Source organism: Gordonia sp. L191 (assembly GCF_030077625.1).
Taxonomy (GTDB): Bacteria; Actinomycetota; Actinomycetes; order Mycobacteriales; family Mycobacteriaceae; genus Gordonia; species Gordonia polyisoprenivorans_A.
In genome coordinates, this window is the sequence record NZ_CP125996.1 from 5,519,265 (window position 1) to 5,541,414 (window position 22,150).

General features: G+C 67.0%; 21 protein-coding genes. 9 read left to right on the forward strand and 12 right to left on the reverse strand.

Features of this window, described 5'->3' with window-relative positions:
• Position 1: 1 nt before the first annotated feature.
• The 3 genes from QNM97_RS24840 to QNM97_RS24850 form a co-directional block, all read right to left on the reverse strand.
• Positions 2 to 889: an LLM class flavin-dependent oxidoreductase gene (locus QNM97_RS24840; RefSeq protein WP_283820769.1), complete on the reverse strand. Its 888-nt coding sequence runs from the start codon at positions 887 to 889 to the stop codon at positions 2 to 4.
• Positions 890 to 899: 10 nt separating this feature from the next.
• Positions 900 to 1,685: an alpha/beta fold hydrolase gene (locus QNM97_RS24845; protein WP_283820770.1), complete on the reverse strand. Its 786-nt coding sequence runs from the start codon at positions 1,683 to 1,685 to the stop codon at positions 900 to 902.
• Positions 1,686 to 1,772: 87 nt separating this feature from the next.
• Positions 1,773 to 3,197 carry a DHA2 family efflux MFS transporter permease subunit gene (locus tag QNM97_RS24850; protein ID WP_283820771.1) on the reverse strand — a complete coding sequence of 475 codons (1,425 nt, stop codon included), beginning with the start codon at positions 3,195 to 3,197 and terminating at the stop codon, positions 1,773 to 1,775.
• A gap of 83 nt (positions 3,198 to 3,280) precedes the next feature.
• Here QNM97_RS24850 and QNM97_RS24855 point away from each other — a divergent pair, with 83 nt between their 5' ends.
• The gene (locus QNM97_RS24855; RefSeq protein WP_283820772.1) at positions 3,281 to 3,751 is read left to right on the forward strand and encodes a winged helix-turn-helix transcriptional regulator; all 471 of its coding nucleotides are present in this window, start codon (positions 3,281 to 3,283) and stop codon (positions 3,749 to 3,751) included.
• 26 nt (positions 3,752 to 3,777) lie between these two features.
• Here the strand turns inward: QNM97_RS24855 and QNM97_RS24860 are convergent, their stop codons facing one another.
• The 6 genes from QNM97_RS24860 to QNM97_RS24885 all read right to left on the reverse strand — a co-directional run bounded on the left by QNM97_RS24860 (position 3,778) and on the right by QNM97_RS24885 (position 9,891).
• The gene (locus QNM97_RS24860; RefSeq protein ID WP_283820773.1) at positions 3,778 to 4,254 is read right to left on the reverse strand and encodes a MaoC family dehydratase; all 477 of its coding nucleotides are present in this window, start codon (positions 4,252 to 4,254) and stop codon (positions 3,778 to 3,780) included.
• Positions 4,255 to 4,346: 92 nt separating this feature from the next.
• Positions 4,347 to 5,507: an acyl-CoA dehydrogenase family protein gene (locus tag QNM97_RS24865; RefSeq protein ID WP_283820774.1), complete on the reverse strand. Its 1,161-nt coding sequence runs from the start codon at positions 5,505 to 5,507 to the stop codon at positions 4,347 to 4,349.
• Between the two features lie 75 nt (positions 5,508 to 5,582).
• A complete protein-coding gene (helR, locus tag QNM97_RS24870) occupies positions 5,583 to 7,700 on the reverse strand; it encodes an RNA polymerase recycling motor ATPase HelR (RefSeq protein WP_283820775.1) in 2,118 nt (705 codons plus the stop codon).
• Between the two features lie 70 nt (positions 7,701 to 7,770).
• On the reverse strand, positions 7,771 to 8,967 hold the full coding sequence (locus QNM97_RS24875) for a CynX/NimT family MFS transporter (RefSeq protein ID WP_276113600.1): 1,197 nt from the start codon (positions 8,965 to 8,967) through the stop codon (positions 7,771 to 7,773).
• Positions 8,964 to 9,638 carry a FadR/GntR family transcriptional regulator gene (locus QNM97_RS24880; protein ID WP_079931525.1) on the reverse strand — a complete coding sequence of 225 codons (675 nt, stop codon included), beginning with the start codon at positions 9,636 to 9,638 and terminating at the stop codon, positions 8,964 to 8,966. The genes QNM97_RS24875 and QNM97_RS24880 overlap by 4 nt, the downstream gene beginning before the upstream one ends.
• Positions 9,639 to 9,669: 31 nt before the next feature.
• Positions 9,670 to 9,891, reverse strand: coding sequence for a hypothetical protein (locus tag QNM97_RS24885; RefSeq protein ID WP_276113599.1), 222 nt, complete (start codon positions 9,889 to 9,891; stop codon positions 9,670 to 9,672).
• 82 nt (positions 9,892 to 9,973) lie between these two features.
• Between QNM97_RS24885 and QNM97_RS24890 the strand changes: the two genes are divergently transcribed.
• The 3 genes from QNM97_RS24890 (at position 9,974) to QNM97_RS24900 (ending at position 12,470) form a co-directional block, all read left to right on the forward strand.
• Complete coding sequence (locus tag QNM97_RS24890) at positions 9,974 to 10,951, forward strand: GlxA family transcriptional regulator (RefSeq protein WP_283820776.1); 978 nt, start codon at positions 9,974 to 9,976, stop codon at positions 10,949 to 10,951.
• 2 nt (positions 10,952 to 10,953) lie between these two features.
• Positions 10,954 to 11,997: an NAD(P)H-dependent flavin oxidoreductase gene (locus QNM97_RS24895; protein ID WP_283820777.1), complete on the forward strand. Its 1,044-nt coding sequence runs from the start codon at positions 10,954 to 10,956 to the stop codon at positions 11,995 to 11,997.
• 152 nt (positions 11,998 to 12,149) lie between these two features.
• Positions 12,150 to 12,470, forward strand: coding sequence for a GIY-YIG nuclease family protein (locus QNM97_RS24900; protein WP_283820778.1), 321 nt, complete (start codon positions 12,150 to 12,152; stop codon positions 12,468 to 12,470).
• Between the two features lie 149 nt (positions 12,471 to 12,619).
• Here the strand turns inward: QNM97_RS24900 and QNM97_RS24905 are convergent, their stop codons facing one another.
• Positions 12,620 to 13,927, reverse strand: coding sequence for a competence/damage-inducible protein A (locus QNM97_RS24905; RefSeq protein ID WP_502874961.1), 1,308 nt, complete (start codon positions 13,925 to 13,927; stop codon positions 12,620 to 12,622).
• Positions 13,928 to 13,966: 39 nt separating this feature from the next.
• Positions 13,967 to 15,190, reverse strand: coding sequence for an oxygenase MpaB family protein (locus QNM97_RS24910; RefSeq protein WP_283820780.1), 1,224 nt, complete (start codon positions 15,188 to 15,190; stop codon positions 13,967 to 13,969).
• A gap of 116 nt (positions 15,191 to 15,306) precedes the next feature.
• Between QNM97_RS24910 and QNM97_RS24915 the strand changes: the two genes are divergently transcribed.
• Positions 15,307 to 15,984 (forward strand): TetR/AcrR family transcriptional regulator, encoded by a 678-nt coding sequence (locus QNM97_RS24915; protein WP_283820781.1) that lies wholly within the window; start codon positions 15,307 to 15,309, stop codon positions 15,982 to 15,984.
• A gap of 4 nt (positions 15,985 to 15,988) precedes the next feature.
• On the opposite strand, the gene QNM97_RS24920 is transcribed toward QNM97_RS24915, so the two are convergent.
• Entirely contained in the window at positions 15,989 to 16,699 is a 711-nt protein-coding gene (locus tag QNM97_RS24920; RefSeq protein WP_283820782.1) for a CPBP family intramembrane glutamic endopeptidase, read from the reverse strand.
• Between the two features lie 109 nt (positions 16,700 to 16,808).
• Here QNM97_RS24920 and QNM97_RS24925 point away from each other — a divergent pair, with 109 nt between their 5' ends.
• The 4 genes from QNM97_RS24925 (at position 16,809) to crtI (ending at position 21,676) form a co-directional block, all read left to right on the forward strand.
• Positions 16,809 to 18,515, forward strand: a complete 1,707-nt coding sequence (locus tag QNM97_RS24925; RefSeq protein WP_283823318.1) for an alpha/beta hydrolase — start codon at positions 16,809 to 16,811, stop codon at positions 18,513 to 18,515.
• A 106-nt stretch (positions 18,516 to 18,621) separates the two neighbouring features.
• Complete coding sequence (idi, locus tag QNM97_RS24930; protein ID WP_283820783.1) at positions 18,622 to 19,179, forward strand: isopentenyl-diphosphate Delta-isomerase; 558 nt, start codon at positions 18,622 to 18,624, stop codon at positions 19,177 to 19,179.
• Positions 19,176 to 20,099 (forward strand): phytoene/squalene synthase family protein, encoded by a 924-nt coding sequence (locus QNM97_RS24935; protein ID WP_283820784.1) that lies wholly within the window; start codon positions 19,176 to 19,178, stop codon positions 20,097 to 20,099. The genes idi and QNM97_RS24935 overlap by 4 nt, the downstream gene beginning before the upstream one ends.
• Complete coding sequence (gene crtI, locus QNM97_RS24940; RefSeq protein WP_283820785.1) at positions 20,096 to 21,676, forward strand: phytoene desaturase family protein; 1,581 nt, start codon at positions 20,096 to 20,098, stop codon at positions 21,674 to 21,676. The genes QNM97_RS24935 and crtI overlap by 4 nt, the downstream gene beginning before the upstream one ends.
• Positions 21,677 to 22,150 lie beyond the last annotated feature (474 nt).

Below are 22,150 nucleotides of genomic sequence, written 5' to 3' on the forward strand. Positions count from 1 at the left end.
ATCAGTCTGTCACATCGACGGCGCCGGCACGCCCGGGTTGCAGTCGGGCGGCAACCTCGTCGAGGACGTGGTCGGGAGCCAGGTAGGGCTCCGAGGATCTCGGCCAGTGCACGATGACGTCGGTGAATCCCAAAGACGATGCGCATCCGACCATTTCGTCGAAGAGGTCAACGCTCTCCAGGGCGTTGCGCGGCGAGGCATCGAGACTCAGGTAGCGGGGGAAGTCCTTGGTGATCCCGTCCTTGTCGAGTGTTTCGGTGAGCACATCGCAGCTCGCGCGGATCCCGTCGAACCAGTCGTCGACGGTCTCCGACGGTGTGCCGGTGGTGATCCAGCCGTCGCCGTGCCGTGCGGCGAAGCGCACTGATCGGGGACCGTTGCCCGCCAACAGGAATGGCACGCGCGGCCGTACCGGTTCGCCGACCAGCCGCATGTCACGGGCGCGGTAATACTGCCCGTCAGCATCGACGTGATCGTCACGAAGGGTGCGGTCGAGCAGCAGGGTGAACTCCTGCAGGCGGTCGACGCGTTGCTTGGGTGGGAGTCGGTCGCCGCCGAGGACGGTGTCGTCGGGGGTCCCGCCGGCACCGAGGCCGAGCAGGAAGCGGCCGTCGGAGATGTCGACCAGGGTGGCGACCTCGCGACTGAACGCGACCGGATGGCGGAAGTTGGGGGAGACGACGAACGCGCCGAGGTCGATGTGTCGGGTGACGGTCGCGGCGGCGGTCAGCGTCGGGATGCAAGAGAACCAGCGGGAGTCGGGCAGGCCACCCCAGACCAGGTGGTCGTAGGTCCAGGCGTGATCGAAGCCCATCTCCTCCGCGCGTTGCCACCGGGGCCGCGACTCTCGCCAGGTCAGATCGGGCAGGATGCAGATGCCGAAACGCATGGCACCCAGCCTAGCCGGTCACGAAGTCCAGGACGAGAGGCACTGTCTGCGAACGGTATTCGTCAAAGTAGGCGTGTCGGGCGCCGTCGAGGATGTGTGCGCGGGCGTCGGGGATGCGCTCGGCGAGTATCTCGGCGTTGGCCACCGGCGCCATCTGGTCGTCGGTGCCGTGCAGGATCAGGGTGGGACTCGTGATGTCGGGCAGGACCGCCCACGCATCGTGTCGATTGCTCGCCAGCAGGTGCGCCCGCCGGTCGGCGTCGGACATGTCCGGATCGCCGAGTACGTGATATGGGCCGGGGTTGGCGGCGCGCCACTGCGGCGAATACATGTAGTCGAGCAGCGCCGCGGTTGCGTCCGGACCGGCCAGTGAGCGACGCACCGACTCGTCTCGTTCGACGGCATGAATCCCGCCGGGCGTGGTGCATCCGAGGACGAGCCGCCGCACTCGACGTGGTGCCGATGCCGCCAGGAACTGCGCGGCACGACCGCCCATCGACGTGCCGTACACCGCGAACTTGTCAATGGCGAGCGAATCCATCACCGCCAGAGCATCTTCGGCGAACAATCGCGTGCTGTAGCGTTCGCCACCGGAACCACTTGCGCCGGTCCCGCGATAGTCGAAGGTGACCGTGGTGTGGTGGGCTTCGAAGTCGCCGCGGGTGCGATCCCACCAGTGGTGATTGTTGGCCTGACCGGGCAGGAGCAGCAGCGTCGGCCCGGACCCGCGCACCTGCACCGCCAGCCGCACCCGGTCTCGGGTGCGGGCGATCTCGTGATATTCGGCGGCGGGCACGTCGGTGAGCCTAGTAGCGTCGGCGCGTTGTTCTGAACGCCGTCTGAACTTACGAACGCCGGTGGTGTACCGCGAGCGTCTGCAAAGTCAGACAGCGTTGTTCGCGGAGCCCCCCTGGCGAGGCGTCATCCCGAGTGCCGTGACCGCACCCGCAGCCGCGACCACGGCCAGTGTCCACCACGCGTGCTGGAAGACCGTATGGACGGCGTCGTATCCGAGGGGACTGCCGATGATGGCGACGAGGACGCTCACGCCCAAGGCCATTCCGATCTGGCGACTCATGTTGACTACGGCGCTGCCCGTCGCCGACTGTGTGGCAGGCAGATCCGCGGTTGCCGAGGACAGGATCGCCGGCAACGCCAAGCCCACCCCCACTCCGCCTATCAGCCAGCCCGGCAGTAGTGCCGTCGCGTAGGCGGGTGTGGACGAGATCGACAGCGAGATCAGCAGACCACCGAGGCCGAACAGTGCACAGCCGGCAGCGATGACCACACCGACCGGAATCCGGGCGGTGAGCCGGTGCCCGACGGCGGCGAAGATCGGGACCATCAGTGGTCCGGGAGAGACCGCGAATCCGGTCTTGATCGCCGAATATCCCCATACCTGCTGCATCCACAGGATGTTCGCGAGCAGCGCACCGGCGAACGGGATGGAGAAGAGTACGGCGGTGATGTTGGCGAAGGAGAATGCGCGCACGCGCAACAGATTCGGGTCGATCACCGGTTCTCGGTGTCGTGCCGAACTGATCAGGAAACCGATCAGTCCGACGACGGTGACGGCCCACGCCAGCAGAATCCGGTCGTCGGTCCATCCCCAGGTCGGTCCCTCGACGAGGCCGAGGGTCAACGCGCCGATGGCGATCGCGAGCAAACCGGCGCCGAGAAGATCCGGCAGGTGCTCGGCGGCCTCGTTGCGCGATCGCGGGAGCAACACCGCGCCCCCGACGAGCGCGAGCACGCCCACGGGCAGGTTGACGAGGAACACCCACCGCCAGGAGGCCTCCACCAGCACGCCGCCGGCTGCCGGCCCGAGCGCGGCGGCCACTGCACCGGTTGCGGCCCAGATCCGCACCGATCGCGCGCGGATCTCCGTCGGCATGGCGGCGACGACGAGCCCGAGGCTGGCCGGGGTCAGAATCGCAGCCCCGACCGCCTGGACGGCGCGAAAGGCGACCAACCACCAAATACCCTCAGCAGCAGCACATGCCGCGCTGGCGAGCGTGAAGATCGTCACGCCGATCAAGAAGCCGGCCTTGCGTCCGTAGCGGTCGGCGATCCGGCCGGCGGGTACGAGCAGCGCGGCGTAGAGAATGGTGTACGCGTTGAGCACCCACGACAGTTCCGACAGTGAGACGCCGTGGAAGTCGCGTCCGATGTCCTCGAACGCCACGTTGACGATGAACACATCCAGGCTCGCCATGAAAGCTGCGAGCGACAGCAACGCCAGGATCAAAGCCGGACGCCGAGGAGCCGACGCGACGCCGGATTCCTGGGCATGAGCCACGTCGGTCATCGGGGTCTCCTCAGTCGTGAGTTTCGTGACGAAACTGAGGAAAGCAGATTGAGTTGTCTGACGCAACCCACTAGACTCGACGCATGCGCCGCGCCAGCTTCTCCGGAATGAATTGTTCGGTCGCGCAGACCCTCGAGGTCGTCGGCGAGTGGTGGACGCTACTCATCATCCGCGACGCACTGTTCGGGGTGACGCGCTTCGACGACTTCTCGACCCGTCTGGGTATTGCTCGCAACGTGCTCACCCAGCGACTCGACACGCTCGTCGAGCACGGAATCCTGGTCCGGGATCCCTACCAGGACAATCCGGTTCGCTACGACTACCGGCTGACCGACAAAGGCCGCGACCTGTGGACGGTGATCAACGCCCTGCGTCAATGGGGCGACAAGTGGTCGGCACCCGACGGCGCTCCGGTCGAGCTCGTGCACACCGGCTGCGGTCAGACGACGACGCTCGAGCCGGTGTGCTCCGAGTGTGGTGAGCACGTTGATCGGGGGTCGGTGACAGTGCGCCGGGGGCCGGGCGCCGGCGCGAATGCCCCGCTGCCGGCGTGAGCAATCCGACGTCCAGCCGGCCGCAGTCAGGCGGGAGCGTCGGCCGCCGGTGATCCGCTGCGGGTCGGGACGACGATGTTGCCCACGGACGTCTGTACGGGTTTGTCATCCTCGTTGAAGGTCACCGTGCGGAGCTTGACGATTCCGACTCGCGGGTTCGACCGCGACGGCCTGACCTCGAGCACATCGCTCTCGACACGCAGCTCGTCATCGGGGCGTACCGGTCGAGGCCAGCTCAGCTCGTCGAAACCTGCGCCGACGATCCCGCCGGCCGGTCGGAACTCGCTCGCCACGAGCAACTGCATGGTGATCGCCGCGGTATGCCACCCGCTGGCCGCCAGCGATCCGAACACCGAGCCTGCCGCGCCTTCATCGCTCAGATGAAACGGCTGTGGATCGTACTTTTCGGCAAAGGCGCGGATGTCGTCGGCGGTGATCCGGGCGGTGGTTGTTCCCGCGTACCGCTGGCCCGCGGCGAGATCCTCGAAATAGAGTGGCGACATGTGCTGTGCTCCTTGCATTCTCGGACCCGTTTCGCGCGATCTCGGGTTGGCGTGTGCTCGTCGGTGTCGAGTGTGACACGCGAACCCGACGCTCAGAGGTCCAACCCACCCCGCTTGACGAGTTGCTTGGCGATGACGTTCTGCTGGATCTCGTTGGTGCCCTCGCCGACGATCATCAGCGGCGCGTCGCGGAAATACCGTTCGACGTCGTACTCGGTGGAGTAGCCGTATCCGCCGTGGATGCGCACCGCGTCGAGGGCGATTCCCATGGCCGTTTCCGAGCAGAACAGTTTGGCCATACCGGCCTCCATGTCGGCGCGTTTGCCGGTGTCGACGCGTTCGGCGGCGTCGAGCAGCAGGCTGCGGGCGGCGGCGAGTTTGGTGCCCATCGTCGCGAGCATGTTGCCGACGGCCTGGTGTTTCCAGATCGGCTGGCCGAAGCTCTCGCGGTCCTGTGCATACTGCAGCGCGTCGTCGAAGGCGGCGCGGGCCACGCCGGTCGCGCGGGCGGCCACCTGAATGCGGCCGGTCTCCAGTCCTTTCATCATCTGAGCGAAGCCCTTGCCCTCCACGCCACCGAGCACCGCGTCGACGGGAACGCGGGCGCCGTCGAAGTTGAGTTCGCAACTCTCCACGCCCTTGTATCCGAGCTTGGGTAGATCCTTGGAGACGGTGAAGCCGGGCACCTTCTCGACCAGCAGGATCGAGACGCCGGTGTGTGCGGGCTGCGCGGCCGGATCGGTCTTGCACATCAATGCGACGAGACCGGACTTGCGGGCGTTGCTGATCCAGGTCTTGGACCCGTTGATGACGTACTCGTCACCCTCTCTGGCCGCAACGGTCCGCATGTTCTGCAGGTCCGAACCCCCGCCAGGTTCGGTGAGCGCCATCGTCGCGCGCAGCTCGCCGCTGGCCATGCGTGGCAGATAGTTCTGCTTCTGCTCCTCGGTGCCGAACGTGAGCAGCAGCTTGGCGACGACGGTGTGCCCGCCCATCGCCCCGGCCAGACTCATCCAGCCGCGGGCCAACTCCTCGGTGACCTGCGCATAACAGGGCATCGACACCTGCGCGAAGCCGTAGGGCTCGGGGATGGCGAGACCGTAGATCCCGAGCTCCTTCATCGTTTCGATGAGCTCTTCGGGGTAGGTGTTGGCGTGCTCGAGTTCACGCACCACCGGACGCACCTGCTTGTCCACGAAGTCGCGAACGGTCTTGACGATGGCGTCTTCTTCGACGGACAGCTTAATGGCCATGGCAGTGTTCCTCTCAACTCTGTAAAAAATAGTCTATGGAAAATTGAGAGATACGCAAGCCTGGCGTCGGTCCGCTCAGGAGAGGATCACCAGCTGTTGGGTGGCGCGGGTCATCGCGACGTAACGGTCGACGGCGCCGGTGATGCCGGCACCGAAGCGATCCGGCGCGACGAGAACCACCAGGTCGAACTCGAGACCCTTGACGCGCTCGGGCGCGAGCGTCCGCACGCGCGGGCGGTGGATCGGTGCCGGCAGGCTGCTCGGATCGCCGATGACGCAGGCGACCCCCTCGGGATGAGTCCGCTCCCACTCGTCGAGGATCGCAGCGAGGTCGGCGACGGTGCCGTGGCCGACCTCCATGCCGCTGCTCCGGATGGAGGTCGGGACATTCGCGTCGGGTATCGCGGTCGTGATCACCGGCGCGGCCTGCGCCATGATCTCCTCGGGCGTGCGGTAGTTGATCGACAGACCGGCGACACGGACCTCGCCGAATCCGACCCGGCGCAATCGCTCCGGCCAGCTTTCGGTGAATCCGCGTCGCGACTGGGCGCGGTCGCCGACCACGGTGACGCTGCGAGACGGGCAGCGCGCCATCAGCATCGACCACTGAGCGTCGGTCAGCTCCTGCGCCTCGTCGACGATGATGTGGGCGAACGGCCCGGCCAATGGATCGCGCTCGGCGACAGGCGCAGCGGAGTCGTCGACCAGTGAGCTCCGCAGATCCTCGCCGCGCAGCATCGGCGCGAGACCCTCGCCGTCGTCGAAGGTGTGTGCTGCAAGGAGGTCGTCGACAACGCGATCCATCGCGTCTCGACCGGCTGCCAACACCGCCTCACGCCGGCGCCGGCGTCGGGAGAAGCCGGGATCTCCGAGCCGACGCCGCGCCGCATCGAGGAACGGGATATCCGAGGTGGTCCACGCGGTCGGGTTGTCCCGCTGTAATGTTCGGAGTGCAGTGGTGTTCAGCTCCGGTGCGGCCAGACGCAAGTACACCGGCACCGACCACAAATCGCCGACCAGGATGGGAGCGTCGAGAATCGGCCATGCCGTGGTGAACGCGGAGACGAGGTCGTCGTTGCCGGCCAACGCTCGACGGAGCCGGGGCAGATCACGAGTATCGAGAGCGTCGGCGATGATGTCGGTGAGTGCGTCCCACACCTGTTCGCGTGCCTCGTGATGGCTGGTGCCGGGCTCGGGAGTGCTGAAGGCCTCGGCCCACTCGGGGGCCGTGAGTTCCGTTTCACCCCAGGGGGTCTCGACTTCCACAGTGTTGGTGGGCGGTTGTTCGTAGAAGGCGACGGCCCGCTCGATCATGGCGATCGGGTCGAGGCCGTCCTTGAGTGCGACGACGGAATCGGATTCGGTTGTCGCACCGCCACCTTCGGGCACGAGGTCATGCAAGGTGCAGGTGCGGACGCCGTCCTCGCCGAGGCTGGGCAGGACGTCGGAGATGTAACCGAGGTACTCCTCGTGAGGACCCACGACCAGTAGTTCACCGCGATTTCCCGCCAGCCGCGGGTCGGCGTAGAGCAGATACGCCGCACGATGCAGCGCGACCACGGTCTTGCCGGTGCCGGGGCCGCCGTCGACGACGAGAGCACCGTGACTGTCGGCCCGGATGATGGCGTCCTGGTCGGCGGCGATGGTGCCCAACACATCTCGCATCCGCGGCTCGCGGGAGGCGCCGAGGCCGGCGAGGAACGCCGAATCGTCGTCGAGTGCGAGATGTGCGACCTCACCGTCGAATGATTCGTCCCAGAAGTCGACGACCTGTCCCTGACTCCACCGGTACCGCCGCCGACTCGACAACCCCTGGGGATCGGCGTGGGTGGCGGCGAAGAACGGTGCGGCCGCCGGGGTGCGCCAGTCGACGAGTAGTTGTTCGCCGCCACGATCGGTCATGCCGATGCGGCCGATGTAGCTGATGGTGCCGTCGGCGCGCACGATACGTCCGAGGCACAGATCCAGGCTGTAGCGGCGCAACACGCGGAGCCGGCGATTCGTCTCGTGGATCTCCAGGTCACGGTCGAGTGCGCGACGGCCGCCACCGCCGTCGGCGAGACGTAGCGCGCCGAGGCGTTCGGTGAGGTCGGCGATGGTGTGGGTGAGGTGGTCAGTGATGACGGCGAAATGCCGGTCGTCGTCACCGATGACGGCAGGATCGCACGAGGCGCGAAAAACCATGGGCGCCATTGTGAACCCGAGGTGGGGCCTTGCGGCAAGCCCCCACCGGCGGGTTACAGTGAAAGGGGAAGGGGAGAGGTCAGTCCATCTTCACATCACGCCCGGCGATCAGGGTCGAGGCAGCCTGCGCGAGTAGCGGGACCGCCAGCACCGACAGCGCGATTGTCCACGATCCGGTCGAATCATGCAGTGCTCCCACGGCGATGGGCCCGAACGCGGCCAGGATGTAGCCGACCGATTGCGCCATTCCCGACACCTGGCCGGTCTGCTCGGCCGAGGAACTGCGCAGCACCATGAACAGCAGCGCGAGGCTGATCGACGATCCGGGGCCGAACATCACCAGCATCGTCCACAGCAGTGTGGCGTGGTCGCTGAGCAGGAGTCCGGCCAATCCGATTCCGCACAGGACGATCACGACGAGCGTGATCAGACGTTGGTCCCGGTAGCGCCCGGCGATGATCGGGATGAGTAACGACGCCAGCAGCGCGACGACCTGACCGATGGCCAGGATGGTGCCGGCCGACGCCCGCGAATGTCCCTCGCTGATGAGAAATGCGGGCAGCCAGGCGGTGAAGGTGTAGAACACCAGCGACTGTGCGCCCATGAACACGGTGATCGCCCACGCAATCGTGTTGCGGCGCAACGATCCGGTGCCGGCGACCGTTTCCGGACGGTGCTGGACGATTTGCGGTGCCCAGATGACGACGGTGATCACGGCGAGAATCGCCCACGAGGTGATCGTGAGCCGCCAGTTGTTGCCCAACGCATTGTCGAGGGGCACGGTGATTCCGGCGGCAACGGCGGCACCGCCGGACAGCGTCATCGAGTACAACCCGGTCATCAATCCCGACCGATGGGCGAAATCGCGCTTGATCAGCGCAGGCAACACCACGTTGCAGATACCGATCGCGGCACCGACCACCGCCGACCCGATGAACAGCATCGGCGCACCCGGAATCAGGCGCATGAGGGTGCCCACGGTCAGCAGGAGCAGAGCTCCGAAGATGGTGCGTTCGATCCCGAACCGGGCCGCCAACCGTGGCGCCACGGGCGCGCTGAGCCCGAAGAACAGAACCGGAAGGGTGGTCAGCAGGCCGGCGGTGGCGCTGGAAAAGCCTTCGTCGCGGGTGATCTCGTCGATCAGCGGTGCCACCGAGACGACGACGGGCCGCAGATTCGCCGCCACCAGCATCACGCCGACCGCGGTGATCACCGTGCCGAGTGGTCGGCGTCCACGCGATTCCGACGTCGCGGGCGCGGTGTTGGTCACGCTCATCGGACGATCTCGTGGGCGAGGTCGAGGTAGACGTGCACAGCCGCGCGTGCCGCCGCCGGGTCGGCGGCGGCGATCGCCGCGACAACCTCGCGGTGACCGTCGGGATGTCCGTCGTCGACCGCTGCCGCGGCAATCGCCTCATGCGTGCGGCGCATCACCTCGCCGACACCTTCATAGAGTTCGATCAGCAGCCGGTTGCCCGAGATCTCGACGATGGTGGCGTGGAACTCGATGTCGAGCCGGGCATAGCGGCGCAGGTCTCCGGCGGCGATGGCGGCGAGCGCGGCGTCGAGCTTGTTCTGCAGCCGGGTGACGTCGGCGGCCGAGGCGCGCAGGGCAGCGAGGTCGGCGGCCTCGGCCTCGAGTGCCCGCCGGGTGCTCAGCAGATCGGTGATCTCGGGGTCGGGAGCACAGCGTTCCAACGCTGCGGCGAGAACGTTACGGCTGCGCACGTAGGTGCCGTCACCGCGGCGCGGCATCAGCAGCCCGGAGTGTTCGAGCGCGCGCACGGCCTCACGAATCGTGTTGCGGCCCACGCCGAATTGTTCGACGAGTTCGGGCTCCGCGGGGATTCGGGCTCCGACGGCCCACGCCCCGTCCCGGATCAACTCGTGCATGCGATCGACGACGAGCGAACTGGTACGGGGCGGTGGGGTGATCAGCGGTGGCACGCAAAGAGCCTAACATCCCATGTTTGGATGTCTAGGCCGAGTCCCTCCGTTGCAGATGGAGTACGCGAAGTTCCGCGGCGATGCGGTCGGAGTCCGGTCCGCGTTTCCACGGACGATCGTCGCCGACCGCGAGACCTGCGAGATGTCCCAGCGGAATGGGTTGTGCGTCATCGACTTTGCGGTGCACACGGTAGATGATGACGACGGTCGGGGCGACGACGAGTACGGCGAGGAGAACGATGAGTGTGGTCATGACAGAAACAATGCGCCCATAAATTACCTGCCACCAGTGGCCGAAGCGACATGCTTCGCAAATTATCTGCCAGACTGGTGGGGTGTTGAATTCTGTTGCCGTTCTGCTCTACGGGCGCGTCGCTCTCTTCGAATTCGGGGTGCTGCACGAGGTGTTCGGACTCGATCGCACCGACGACGGTGTCCCCGCCTTCGACTTTCGCGTCGCCTCACCGACTCCGCACGCGGCGCTGCAGGTTGACGGAGGCGTGACCATTGCCGCGCCGTACACGCTCGACGACTGCCTCGACGTCGACCTCGTCGCGATTCCCGGGGGCAGTACGTCCGGCGAGTATCCGCAGGAGATTCTCGACACCTTGCGTACGGTAGTCGACCGCGGTGGCCGGGTGCTGACGGTCTGCTCCGGAGCATTCGCCGCCGGCGCTGCCGGACTTCTCGACGGGCGACGCTGCACCACGCATTGGCGCTATGGCGACAAGCTCGCGCGGATGTTCCCCGAAGCCGAGGTCGACACCGACGTCCTCTTCGTCGACGACGGCCCGATCACCACCAGTGCGGGCACCGCCGCGGGTATCGACGCCGCGCTGCATCTCGTCCGCGAGGAGTGGGGGCCGACCATCGCCAATCGCATCGCCCGCCGCATGGTGGTGCCGCCACACCGCGACGGCGGGCAACGGCAGTTCATCGATGCGCCCATGCCCACCTGCGCCGACGAGGGTTTCGGCGAGCTGCTGGACTGGATGGTCATGCACCTCGACAGAGACATCTCCGTCGATGCCCTCGCTGCTCGAATGCACATGTCGGGACGGACCTTCGCGCGCCGATTCGTCGACGAGGTCGGCATTCCGCCACGTCGGTGGCTCACCGAACAGCGCGTCCTGCACGCCAAGAACCTGCTGGAATCGACCGATTTGTCGGTGGAGGAGGTGGCCCGGTTGTCGGGATTCGCATCGGCGACGTTGCTACGCCACCACTTCACGACGACTGTGGGGGTGGCGCCGGTCGTTTACCGCAGACGATTCGCCGGCGGTATCACCGACCATGCGGTGGGACAGGAGTGAGGATGTTCGATCTTCGAGATCTCGAGGTGCCGATCATTGCGGCCCCGATGGCGGGTGGTCCGTCGACGCCGGGCCTGGTGATCGCGGCCGCGCACGCCGGCGGGATCGGCTTCCTGGGCGCGGGATACAAGTCCCCCGAGCTTCTGGAATCGGAGATCACCGCGGTCGGCGAGGCGGGAATACCGTTCGGCGTCAACATCTTCACGCCGGGACCGCCTATCCGTGATCGTGGTGCCGTGCAACGCTACCGGGATGCGCTGGCTCCGGTCGCCGAGCGCTACGGTGTGCCGCTGCCGGACGTCATCGACGCCGACGACGATCACTTCGACGTGAAGATCGACCTCGTTATCGAGAGGCGGGTTGGGTTGGTGTCGTTCACCTTTGGTCTTCCGGCGGTCGACGTCGTTGGTCGGCTGCACGACGCCGACATCATGGTGATCGCGACCGTGGCGAGTGTCGACGATGCCGATCGTGCGGTGGCCGCCGGTGTCGATGTGCTGTGCGTGCAGGGAACCGAGGCGGGCGGACACCGGGGCACCCTGGACCTCGACGCGGTGCCGAACGACGCCTCGACGGTGGATCTGGTGCGAGAAGTGGTGTCCAGGAACGATATCCCGGTCATTGCCGCCGGCGGTATAGCTGACGGCCGGGCTGTCGCAGCGGCCCTGGCCTCCGGGGCGGTGGCCGTGCAGATCGGGACCGCGCTCCTGGACTCCGACGAGGCGGGCACCAACGGGGTGCACCGTGCCGCTTTGCGGAGCCCGGCGTCGGCGGAGACTGTTGTCACGCGGGCATTTTCGGGCCGTCCGGCGCGGGCGATACGCAACAGCTTCGTCAATACCTACGACTCCCTCTCTCCTGCCGAGTATCCCGCCGTCCACCATCTGACGAGCCCGCTTCGCAAGGCCGCAGTCGCCGCAGGTGAGCGCCGCGACGTGAACCTTTGGGCCGGAACCTCATTCGCCTCCATCCGCGGCGGTTCGGCAACCGACATCATCGCGGAGTTGTGGTCCGACGCCCAGCGCGGCCCGGAACCAGCGCCGTAGCAAGGGGTCTCGAGGCTCTTGGCCATCTTTGCCCGATGGTCGAGGTGTGAGGAGCGATAGCGACGAGCCTCGGGACCGCCGTCAGCCAAGGCTGTTTCCCCACCTGTGGATAGATTTCCGGCCAGCGCTCGATCGCACGCGATACTGACCCCATGTCCGGCTACGTCTACATTCTCGAATGCTCCGACGGCAGCTACTACGTCGGTAGCACCGTGGATCTCGACCGACGAGTGAACGAACACCATGACGGGAAGGGTGCTGCCTACACCAGTCACCGGCGACCTGTGCGGGTGGTGTTCAGCGAGCAGTTTCCGACTGTTGAGGGGGCTTACCGGCTCGAGAAGCGGATACAGGGGTGGTCGCGCGGCAAGCGGCGAGCGTTGATCGACGGCGATTTCGACCTACTCCGGGATCTCGCGCGTCGTCCCGGTGCGCGGGCAAAGGATGCTCGTGGGGCGGAACCAGCACCGTAGCAAGGGGTCTCGAGGCTTCGTCGCTGGCGCTCCTACGCACCTCGACCACCGGTTGGGGAAGCCGACGACCGGGCGGGTCACCGGCGATGGGGTCTTTTGCCCGATGGTCGAGGTGTGAGGAGCGATAGCGACGAGCCTCGAGACCGCCGTCAGCTGAGGCTGTCAGCTCGACCATCGGATCGCAGCGCGCGGTACAGCATATGCATCGCGATCGTCACCGACCGCTCACGCACGGCGGCACGGTCACCGGGCAGGTGCAGCGTCCGTGCGCGCGGTGCCGTATCGGCCAGCGCAACACCGAAACAGACGGTACCGACCGGCTTGTCGGGGGTTCCGCCACCCGGCCCGGCGATCCCGCTGGTCGACACGGCGATGTCGACAGCGAAGCGACCGACCGCGCCCCGGGCCATCGCCGCGGCGACGGGCTCGCTGACGGCGCCGTGTTCGGCGATCAATTCAGCCGGGACGTCGAGCATTCCGGCCTTGGCCTCGTTGGAGTACGAGACGACCCCGCCCATCACATAGTCCGAGGACCCGGCGCGGTCGGTGAGGCGCGCCGCGATCAGACCGCCGGTGCACGACTCCGCCGTGGCGACGCTGCGGCCCTGGAGCGCCGCGGAGACGAGATCGTCGATGGTGGAACCGTCGACCGAAAAGATCTGTGTCCGGTGATGTTCGAGCAATCCGTCGGCCAGTGCGTCGTAGGCGGGTTGGGCGCCGATCGGATAGCGGGTCACGATTTCCACGTCACCGCGGCGCAGGCAGGTGGTGACCTCCAACTCGTCGGCGCCGTCGATCCCGGGTTCGATGGTGCGCAGGGTGGCGGCGAGGTCGGACTCCGAGAGCCCGAAGGCCCGGATGGTTTGTTCGCGGAAGTCACGGCGTCCGGCGATCGCCGCCGCGATCGGCTCGGTACCGATCGCCGCGTCCCACATACCCTGCAGCTCACGCGGCGGACCCGGCAGGACGAGGATCGCCGGTGCGCGTCGGGCGTCCTCGGCGACCGCAGGTATCGCGACTCCCGGCGCGGTGCCGACTGGAGGGATCGGTTGCGCCCCTTGGGGAATCATCGCCTGCTTGCGGGTGCCGGCCTGCGACGACTCCGTCGCGGGTTCGCCTCGTTGCTGCTGCCAGCGTGAGATGATCTGCGCGATACGGGTTTCCATCTCCGTATCGAGATGCAGTGGGCGTCCGCAGAACCGGGCGACCGTCTCCACGGTGAGATCGTCGGCCGTCGGGCCCAGACCGCCGGTGGTGACGATGAGGTCCACCCCGGATGCGGCGAGGAAGTGCAGTTGCGCGGTCAGGTCGTCCGGGCGGTCGCCGCAGATGGTGATGTGGGCGACGTCGACGCCGAGGTCGAGCAGGCGCCGGGCCACCCACGGGCCGTTCGCGTCAGAGATCCGACCGGTGAGGACCTCGGTTCCGGTGACCACGATTCCCGCACGCACATTCACGCAATCGAGCATAGTGCGGCGGGATCGTGGGCCGCGGTGTCAGTTGTAGTTCGGGTTGTTGAAGGAGGGAATCTGGATGCTGATCGGCATCCGCAACTCGGCCATGTAGAACAGCACGAACTGCCGGAGGAACTCGTCGAAGAGCCAGTAGGTTTCCCGTGGCAGGCCGGCGTTGAGCAGGCCCTCGCGGACGGCGACGTAAGGGCCCCAAGCGGTTTCCAGCAGCGGAGTCCAGACGGGCTCACGGGGGATGTGCAACCAGTCGGCGATCTTGTCGCCGAGCATGAACCGGGTCAGCGCACCGAGGATGGGCCGCGACAGCAGGGTGAGGTCGAGATCCCGTCCCAGGTCGAGGAGCATGTCGGCGAGTTTCTGGCCCTCCGGCGTCCACGCGAGGATCGGATCGAGCACCTGCTTGGCCTGCGAATCGGCGGTGGCCCACGAGTTGGGGATGTACTGGTCCTGCACGCCGAGCATCGCCGCGGTCACCTGCCAGGAATGCAGGAACCCTTCGGATTCGTCGGCGGGCAGTGGCACCTTCCACTTCTGGAGGTTGCGCATCACCGTCGTCGGCAGACTGTGCCAGGTGACCATGATGTCGGCCTGACTGATCGGCTTCTCCTCGGGTGCCGAGCGCACCCAGTGTGCCGACTTGGGCAACAGATGCCGCACACCCGCATGGGCCATCCGGGTCTTGACGCAGGTCACGATCATCTCGCCGCTGGGCTGATAGGCATTGAGCGACCCGATGTCGTAACCGAGCTTGGCCGTCTTGGAGATGCGGTCCTTGAGGTCCCAGCCGCCCTTGGAGTAGTAGACCGCGCGCGCCTCCTTGGGGATGACGGTGCTCATCATGCCGCTGGCGAAGCCGTACAGCACTCCGAGGTAGGTGCCCCGTCGCTGATTGAATCGCACCGCGGCAGCGAGCTTGCCGCGATCGGTCCACGACGGCAGTTGGCGGGCATGCTCGATGAAGTCCCGCAATTCCGGAGGCAACCCGGCCGGCAGCGGCTGGGAGTTGGTGCGCCATTGATTGAGCAGGTTGTTGACCTCGACGATCTTGCCGCTGTCGATGACCCGAGCGATCACCTGGTCGGCCTCGTCGTCGAAGATCGTTCGCGGATCGGCACCCGTTCCCGCACCCGGGATCGAGTTTGCCGGTGCCCACGTCCAGGGCGTGGCCTGGGTGAGCGTCGCAAGGGCGCCCGCGGCGCCGATCGTGCCTGTGGCGCGCAGGATCGCGCGCCGGTTGAGCTGTTCCATGATGTTGTGCTCCCGTCTATCGCCACCCGACTCGATGACGCGATGTAACAACGCGAGTAACGTTGTAACATCAGGAGTAGCATACAGTGATTGGCATCACAACAGATTCACCCCGAATGCGTTGGAGGTTCATGGTGGTCTCGGCGTCGTCGGCACCGAAGTCGTTGTTGGAGAGGGCATATGACGACGTCGTTGCCGAAGGGGGAGAAAGCGCGAATGCGGATGCGACCCGCGAGAAATTGCTCGATGCCGCATATGCGCAATTCTGTCGTTTCGGTATTCAACGCACCTCGCTGGAGGAGGTGGCCAAGAGCGCGGGCACCTCCCGCATCACCATCTACCGCAAGTTCACCAACAAGGAGGTGCTCGTCGAGGAGGTGATGCTGCGGGAATTCCGGCGTTACCTCGTCCAGTTTCTGGCCGACATCGCACCGGCGCGCACCATCGCCGAGCGCCTGGTGCTGGCCTTCGTCAGTTCCTATCGCGCGGTGTCGACGAACCCGCTGATCAGCGGATTGCAGCAGACCGAACCCACCTTGCTGGCCGGTGCGCTCGGCGCCGACGGACGGCTGCTGGCCACCGTCGCACAGTTCATCGCCCAGCAACTGCGGCAGGAGCAGCGCGCGGGAACCCTGCGCGCCGACCTCGACACCGATCTCACCGCCGAGATGATGGCGCGTATCTCGGCGTCGTTCCTGACCACGCCGAGCGCGCTCGTCGACACCGACGACGACGATCAGCTCGCCGACATCGCCCGGCGCTATCTGGTGCCGATGCTCGACGCCCCGAGCTGACCGGTCAGCTCGGCAGCTGCCACGCGATCGCCGCGGCGATCGCGCCGAGGCCGTTGACCGACCAGTGCAAGGCGATCGGCGCGAGCAGGCTCCCGCTGCGAATCCGCAACCAGCCGAGCAGGACTCCGGCACCGCCGGTCACGACGACGGCGAGTGCGACACCGGCGAACGTCGCCAATGGGCCGCTGCCCACGATGTCGCCGAGGCCCTGGTTGTGTGCCGAGAGCCCCATCGACGAGCCGACGTGCCACAGTCCGAACAGCCCGGCCTGCACGATCAGCGCGGTCCGGGGACTGCGGATCCGCCGCAGCGCACCGAGCAGCACACCCCGGAAGATCACCTCCTCGGCCAGGATGGTGTGGATCGGAATGAGGACGAGCGCAGACACCAGTGCCGCGTGGACATCTCGATAGGCGTCGTTGTGAAACAGGTCGCGCGTCCACGGGAGGGCGACACCGATCGCGGTGACCGCGGCAACAGCACCGATGATGACCGCCGCGTAGCGCAGACCCGTACCGAGTGATCGTCGTGCCAGACCGAGATCTGCCCAGGACAGACCGGTAGCCCTGGCGAGAACGAGGATGAGCGCGGCGGCGATCGGCACCGCCCACTGCACACCGGGGACCGGGGTCACGAAGATCAGCACTTGCACGCAGACGAGAAGCGTCACGACGCCGACGCACAGCCACGCGAAGCGGCGCTCCGGGAGAGACATACATTCTGCCCTTCTGCCGCGATATGCCGTCTGACAAGATGTTTCCGACCGATTGTGCCCGACCGTCGGGGCGCGGACGACAGGAGCGTGGCCAGTGCCGGAATCTGATGTGGACGCCGTCGACGGCGCCGACGCCCCGCAGGACGTGAGCGCCCAGCCGCACCGGTCACGGGCACGCGAGCGGGCCGTGGCCTACCTCGGCCGGATCAGTTACTCCGGCCTTGCGGTCGCGACGGCATTCCTCTGGTTCTCGGCGACGCCGTCACTGCTACCGCGCGGGCCGCTGTTCCAGGGCATCGTCAGCGGCGCGGCGGCCGCCGTCGGCTACTGTCTCGGCGCCTTCTTCGCCTGGCTGGTGCGGTTCATGTTGTCGAGGGATCGGCGGTGGCCCTCACCGCCGTGGTACCTGTGGGCTGCGCTGGGCGTGATCTTCGCGGTGGGCACCTCGGTGATGTTCTATTGGTATTCGGTGTGGCAGAACGAGATCCGCTCGCTGATGAAGGTCGACCAGCTCTCGTGGACGGCCTACCCGCTGATCATCGTCGTCTCCGTCGTCGTGTTCGTGCTGCTGATGGTGATCGGACAACTGTGGGCCGCCCTCGTCGTGTGGTCGGTGCGCAAGCTCAATCGCTATGCGCCGCCACGGATTTCCGCGGTCGCTGGCGCGACGGTGATCGTCCTGATCACCGTGTTCATCCTCAACGGCGTGGTCGCGAACTACTCGATGAAGTGGCTCAATGCCTCCTTTGCCGCAGCGAACGACGAGACCGATGCGACGACGTCTGCACCGAGCACCACGGTCCGATCCGGTGGTCCGGGCTCGCTGGTGACGTGGGGCTCGCTCGGCCGGGAGGGCCGGCGATTCGTTGCGAACGGCCCCGATGTGCAACAGCTCTCGGCGTTCAACGGGGCGCCCGCGATGGAGCCGATCCGCGCGTTCGTCGGGCTCGGATCGGGAAATGATCTGCGCGCCAACGCCACCCTGGCCGCCGATGAGCTGGTCCGTGCCGGCGGTCTCGACCGGGCCGTGGTGGCCATCGGGTCGGCCACCGGTTCGGGGTGGCTGAACAAGGCGACGGTCGACTCACTGGAGTACATGTACAACGGCAACGTCGCGACGGTGTCGATGCAGTACTCCTACCTGCCGAGCTGGCTGTCTTTCCTCGTCGACAGCGAACGCGCGCGTCAAGCCGGCAGCGCGTTGTTCGAGGCCGTCGACGCGCGTATCCAGCAACTGCCCGAGGGGCGCCGACCCAAGGTCGTCGTGTTCGGGGAGAGCCTCGGTTCGTTCGGTGCGGAGGCTGCCTTCGGTACCGTCCCGACGGTCGTCGCCCGCACCAACGGCGCCCTGTTCGTCGGGCCGACGTTCAACAACCAGCTGTGGAGTGACGCCACCGCCGCCCGTGATCCCGGTTCGCCACAGGTCCTGCCGATCTACGACGATGGCCGCCACGTCCGGTTCATCGCGGACGCCGCGGACCTGAACCGTCCCGACACGCCGTGGCTCGACCCGCGCGTCGTCTACCTGCAGCACGCGTCGGACCCGATCGCCTGGTGGTCGCCGCGGCTCATCCTCAACGAACCGGAGTGGCTGAAGGAAGAACACGGCCGTGACGTGCTCGGGGCGATGACGTGGATGCCGTTCGTCACGTTCCTGCAGGTGTCGGCGGACATGGCCGTGTCGGTGAACGTGCCCGACGGGCACGGCCACAACTATCTGAGCGCCATCCCGTACTCGTGGGCCGACATCCTGCAGCCGCCCGGATGGACCCAGGACAAGACCGAACGGTTGCTGCCGCTACTGCATCGGGACTGAACCGGTCGGGTCGCCCATCCGAGTTTGCGTCGGCGTCGAAGTGCTGTTGTCTGGAGGCACGCCGGGCCTATCGAGGCCCGACCGACCAACGAGGAGCAGACCGCGCATGACCGAGGACCTGGCTGAGGACCTGGTGGTACTCGTCGAGCCCGACGGCACGCCGTGCGGTACCGCGGACCGGACATCGGTGCACACCACGTCCACCCCGCTGCACTTTGCCTTCTCCTGTCATCTCGTCGAGGCCGGCCGGTTGCTGATGACCCGGCGGGCGCTGACGAAGAAGACCTGGCCGGGTGTGTGGACCAACTCCTACTGCGGGCACCCGCGACCCGGCGAGACCGCCGTCGACGCCGTGCATCGCTACGCGCAGCGGGAACTGGGCCTCGACGTCACCGATGTGCGCTGTGTCCTACCCGATTTCCGCTACCGGGCCGTCGACGCCAGCGGTGTGGTGGAGAACGAGGTGTGCCCGGTGTTCGTCGCGCGACCGACCGGTCCACTACGACCCAACCCCGACGAGGTGATGGACGTCGCGTGGACCGACGTCGACGACGTGTGGTCGGCGGCGCGACGCACCCCGTGGCTGCTCAGCCCGTGGTTCGTCGATCAGGTGCACGCGCTCGGAGCCCACCCCTATCGTGTGCCGGAGCGGGAGACGACATGAGCCTGCGCCAGATGGGGTCGCACCGATCGGCTGCCACGACCCGACCGTATGTGCGTTACGACGAGGTCGCCGACGCCAGCGCCGACCTGGTGATCCGCTCGTATTCGTCCTCCTTCGGCCTCGCCTCTCGATTACTGGCCGGCCCGATCCGCCGCGACGTGCGCAACATCTATGCGCTGGTGCGCGTGGCCGACGAGATCGTCGACGCCCCGCGGCCCGGCCAGGACGTCGAGAGCAGGCGGGTCGCGCTCGATCAGCTCGAGGCCGACACCCTCGCGGCGATGGACACCGGCGCGAGCAGCAACCTGGTCGTCCACGCCTTCGCACGCACCGCCCGGAGAGTCGGCGTCGACGCCGCGCTGACCGCGCCGTTCTTCGCGTCCATGCGCACCGACCTCACCTGCCGAGTGCACGACGAGGACAGTCTGGCCACCTACATCTACGGGTCGGCCGAGGTCGTCGGGTTGATGTGCCTGCGGGCGTTCCTTGCCGAGGAACCCGACCGCGACGTCCGCTACGCGGCGATGGCGCCCGGGGCAAAGCGTCTCGGGGCCGCATTCCAGAAGGTCAACTTCTTGCGTGACCTCGGAGTCGATGACGGTGAACTCGGCCGACGCTATCTGACCGGCCTCGACCCGCGAGACCCGAGCGATGGGGCGTGGCAGCGGTGGCTCGACGACATCGACGACGATCTGGCCGCCGCGGCGCGCATCATTCCCGACCTGCCCGGTGAGGCACGGGTCGCGGTGTGTACCGCCCACGATCTGTTCGCCGAATTGTCGGCGCGACTGCGCAAGGTGGCTCCGGCGGATGCCGTGACCACGCGCGTACGGGTTCCCGGGCCGGCCAAGGCCCGCATCGCCGCGGCGGCAGCAGTGCGTCGTGGATATCCACGAGCGGGAGGGGTATCGAGCCGGTGACCACACCGAAGAAGGTCGTCGTCATCGGCGGCGGTGTGGCCGGACTGGCCACTGCTGCGTTGTTGGCCGCCGACGGGTACGACGTCGACATCGTCGAGAAGAACGCGAATCCCGGTGGGCGGTCCGGGAGTTGGGAGAAGGACGGATTCCGCTTCGACACCGGCCCGTCGTGGTGGCTGATGCCGCAGGTCTTCGACCACTTCTTCGCGCTGCTGGGGACGTCGACGGCGGAGCAACTGGAGCTTACCCGACTCGAACCCGGCTACCGGGTGTTCTTCGAAGGTGAGCGGGACCCGCTGGAGATCTCCGGTGACCGTGCTCGCAACCGAGAGTTGTTCGAGCGCACCGAACCCGGTGCGGGCGCACGATTCGACGAGTACCTGGAGTCGGCGCGCGACACCTACGACGTGGCCGTTCGACGATTCCTGTACACCAGCTTCGAGTCGGCCCGGGCCTTCACCGCCACCGAATTGCTACGCCGCCTCCCCCGGTTGGCGCGACTCCTCACCGAGAGTCTGGAGTCGTTCACCGCCAGGCACTTTCGTGACCGGAGGCTACAGCAGATCCTCGGCTATCCGGCAGTGTTCCTCGGGGCGTCGCCCGAGCGTGCGCCCGCGATGTATCACCTGATGAGCTGGTTGGACCTCGACGACGGGGTCCGATACCCGCAAGGGGGTTTCACCCGATTCGTCGACGCGCTCGTCGGTGTCGCCGTCGATCATGGTGCGCGCCTGCACACGGGGGTGGCGGCAACCGAGATCTGTACTCGCGATTCGGGCCGCGGACCAGTCGGAAGGCGGGCAACGGTCACCGGGGTGCTGGTGACCGGTGCGGACGGCGCCGAGAGTGTGCTGCCTGCCGACATCGTGATCGGCGCGACCGATCTGCATCACCTCGAAACTCGCTTGCTGCCACGAAGATTGCAGACATTCCCGCAACGGTGGTGGGACCGCCGGACGTCGGGACCCGGGGCGGTGCTGGTCTTCCTCGGGGTGCGTGGGCGGCTGCCGCAGCTCGCCCATCACTCGCTGTTCTTCACCAAGGACTGGCACGCGAACTTCGACGCCATCTTCACCGAACCCACCCGCGTCCCCGAGCCGGCGTCGCTGTATGTGTGCCGGCCGTCGGCGACCGACGATTCGGTGGCGCCGAGCGAGCACGAGAATCTGTTCATCCTGGTACCCGTACCGCCCGACCCGTCGCTGGGGCGCGGCGGTGTCGACGGCGCAGGCGATCGGGTGATCGAGCAGGCCGCCGACCGCGCCATCGAACTCGTCGCCGACTGGGCGGGCATCGAAGACCTCGCCGATCGGATCGTGGTTCGCCGCACGATGGGGCCGGGCGACTTCGCCGTCGACGTCAACTCGTGGTCCGGGGGCGCGCTCGGGCCCGCACATACGTTGCGCCAGAGCGCTTTCCTGCGCGCCACCAACCGCTCACGCAAGGTCGACGGCCTCTACTATGCCGGCGGCTCGACCCGCCCCGGCATCGGACTGCCCATGTGCCTCATCAGCGCCGAACTGATCCGCAAGCGCCTACGCGGAGACCATTCCACCGGACCGTCGGTGGCTCCCTAGTGGTGGTGTGAAACCAGCCCTGTAGCAGGTGGTCTCGAGGCTCGGCGCACGCGCCTCGCACCTCGACCATCGGTAGGGGGACGGCTTCTTCACGGTGGTCGAGGTGCCGACGAGCGCTAGCGAGGAGCCTCGAGACCTCTTGTGTCGAAGGGTTTCCGGTCCACGGTGGGTCGAAAACAGCACCGGCGACGGTGGTCTCGAGGCTCGGCGCGCACGCCTCGCACTACGACCATCGGTAAGGCGTCGGCTTCTTCGCGGTGGTCGAGGTGCCGACGAGCGCTGGCGAGGAGCCTCGAGACCTCTTGTGTCGAAGGGCTTCCGGGCCACAGTGGGTCGAAAACAGCACCGGCGACGGTGGTCTCGAGGCTCGGCGCGCACGCCTCGCACTACGACCATCGGTAAGGCGTCGGCTTCTTCGCGGTGGTCGAGGTGCCGACGAGCGCTAGCGAGGAGCCTCGAGACCTCTTGTGCCGA

Bases quoted from the DNA above. Each gene is read 5' to 3' on its own strand.
- QNM97_RS24840 (WP_283820769.1), bottom strand. From the start codon at position 889: ATGCGTTTCGGCATCTGCATCCTGCCCGATCTGACCTGGCGAGAGTCG.
- QNM97_RS24850 (WP_283820771.1), bottom strand. From the start codon at position 3,197: ATGACCGACGTGGCTCATGCCCAGGAATCCGGCGTCGCGTCGGCTCCT.
- QNM97_RS24855 (WP_283820772.1), top strand. From the start codon at position 3,281: ATGCGCCGCGCCAGCTTCTCCGGAATGAATTGTTCGGTCGCGCAGACC.
- QNM97_RS24860 (WP_283820773.1), bottom strand. From the start codon at position 4,254: ATGTCGCCACTCTATTTCGAGGATCTCGCCGCGGGCCAGCGGTACGCG.
- QNM97_RS24865 (WP_283820774.1), bottom strand. From the start codon at position 5,507: ATGGCCATTAAGCTGTCCGTCGAAGAAGACGCCATCGTCAAGACCGTT.
- helR (WP_283820775.1), bottom strand. From the start codon at position 7,700: ATGGCGCCCATGGTTTTTCGCGCCTCGTGCGATCCTGCCGTCATCGGT.
- QNM97_RS24875 (WP_276113600.1), bottom strand. From the start codon at position 8,967: ATGAGCGTGACCAACACCGCGCCCGCGACGTCGGAATCGCGTGGACGC.
- QNM97_RS24885 (WP_276113599.1), bottom strand. From the start codon at position 9,891: ATGACCACACTCATCGTTCTCCTCGCCGTACTCGTCGTCGCCCCGACC.
- QNM97_RS24895 (WP_283820777.1), top strand. From the start codon at position 10,954: ATGTTCGATCTTCGAGATCTCGAGGTGCCGATCATTGCGGCCCCGATG.
- QNM97_RS24900 (WP_283820778.1), top strand. From the start codon at position 12,150: ATGTCCGGCTACGTCTACATTCTCGAATGCTCCGACGGCAGCTACTAC.
- QNM97_RS24910 (WP_283820780.1), bottom strand. From the start codon at position 15,190: ATGGAACAGCTCAACCGGCGCGCGATCCTGCGCGCCACAGGCACGATC.
- QNM97_RS24915 (WP_283820781.1), top strand. From the start codon at position 15,307: ATGCGTTGGAGGTTCATGGTGGTCTCGGCGTCGTCGGCACCGAAGTCG.
- QNM97_RS24920 (WP_283820782.1), bottom strand. From the start codon at position 16,699: ATGTCTCTCCCGGAGCGCCGCTTCGCGTGGCTGTGCGTCGGCGTCGTG.
- idi (WP_283820783.1), top strand. From the start codon at position 18,622: ATGACCGAGGACCTGGCTGAGGACCTGGTGGTACTCGTCGAGCCCGAC.
- QNM97_RS24935 (WP_283820784.1), top strand. From the start codon at position 19,176: ATGAGCCTGCGCCAGATGGGGTCGCACCGATCGGCTGCCACGACCCGA.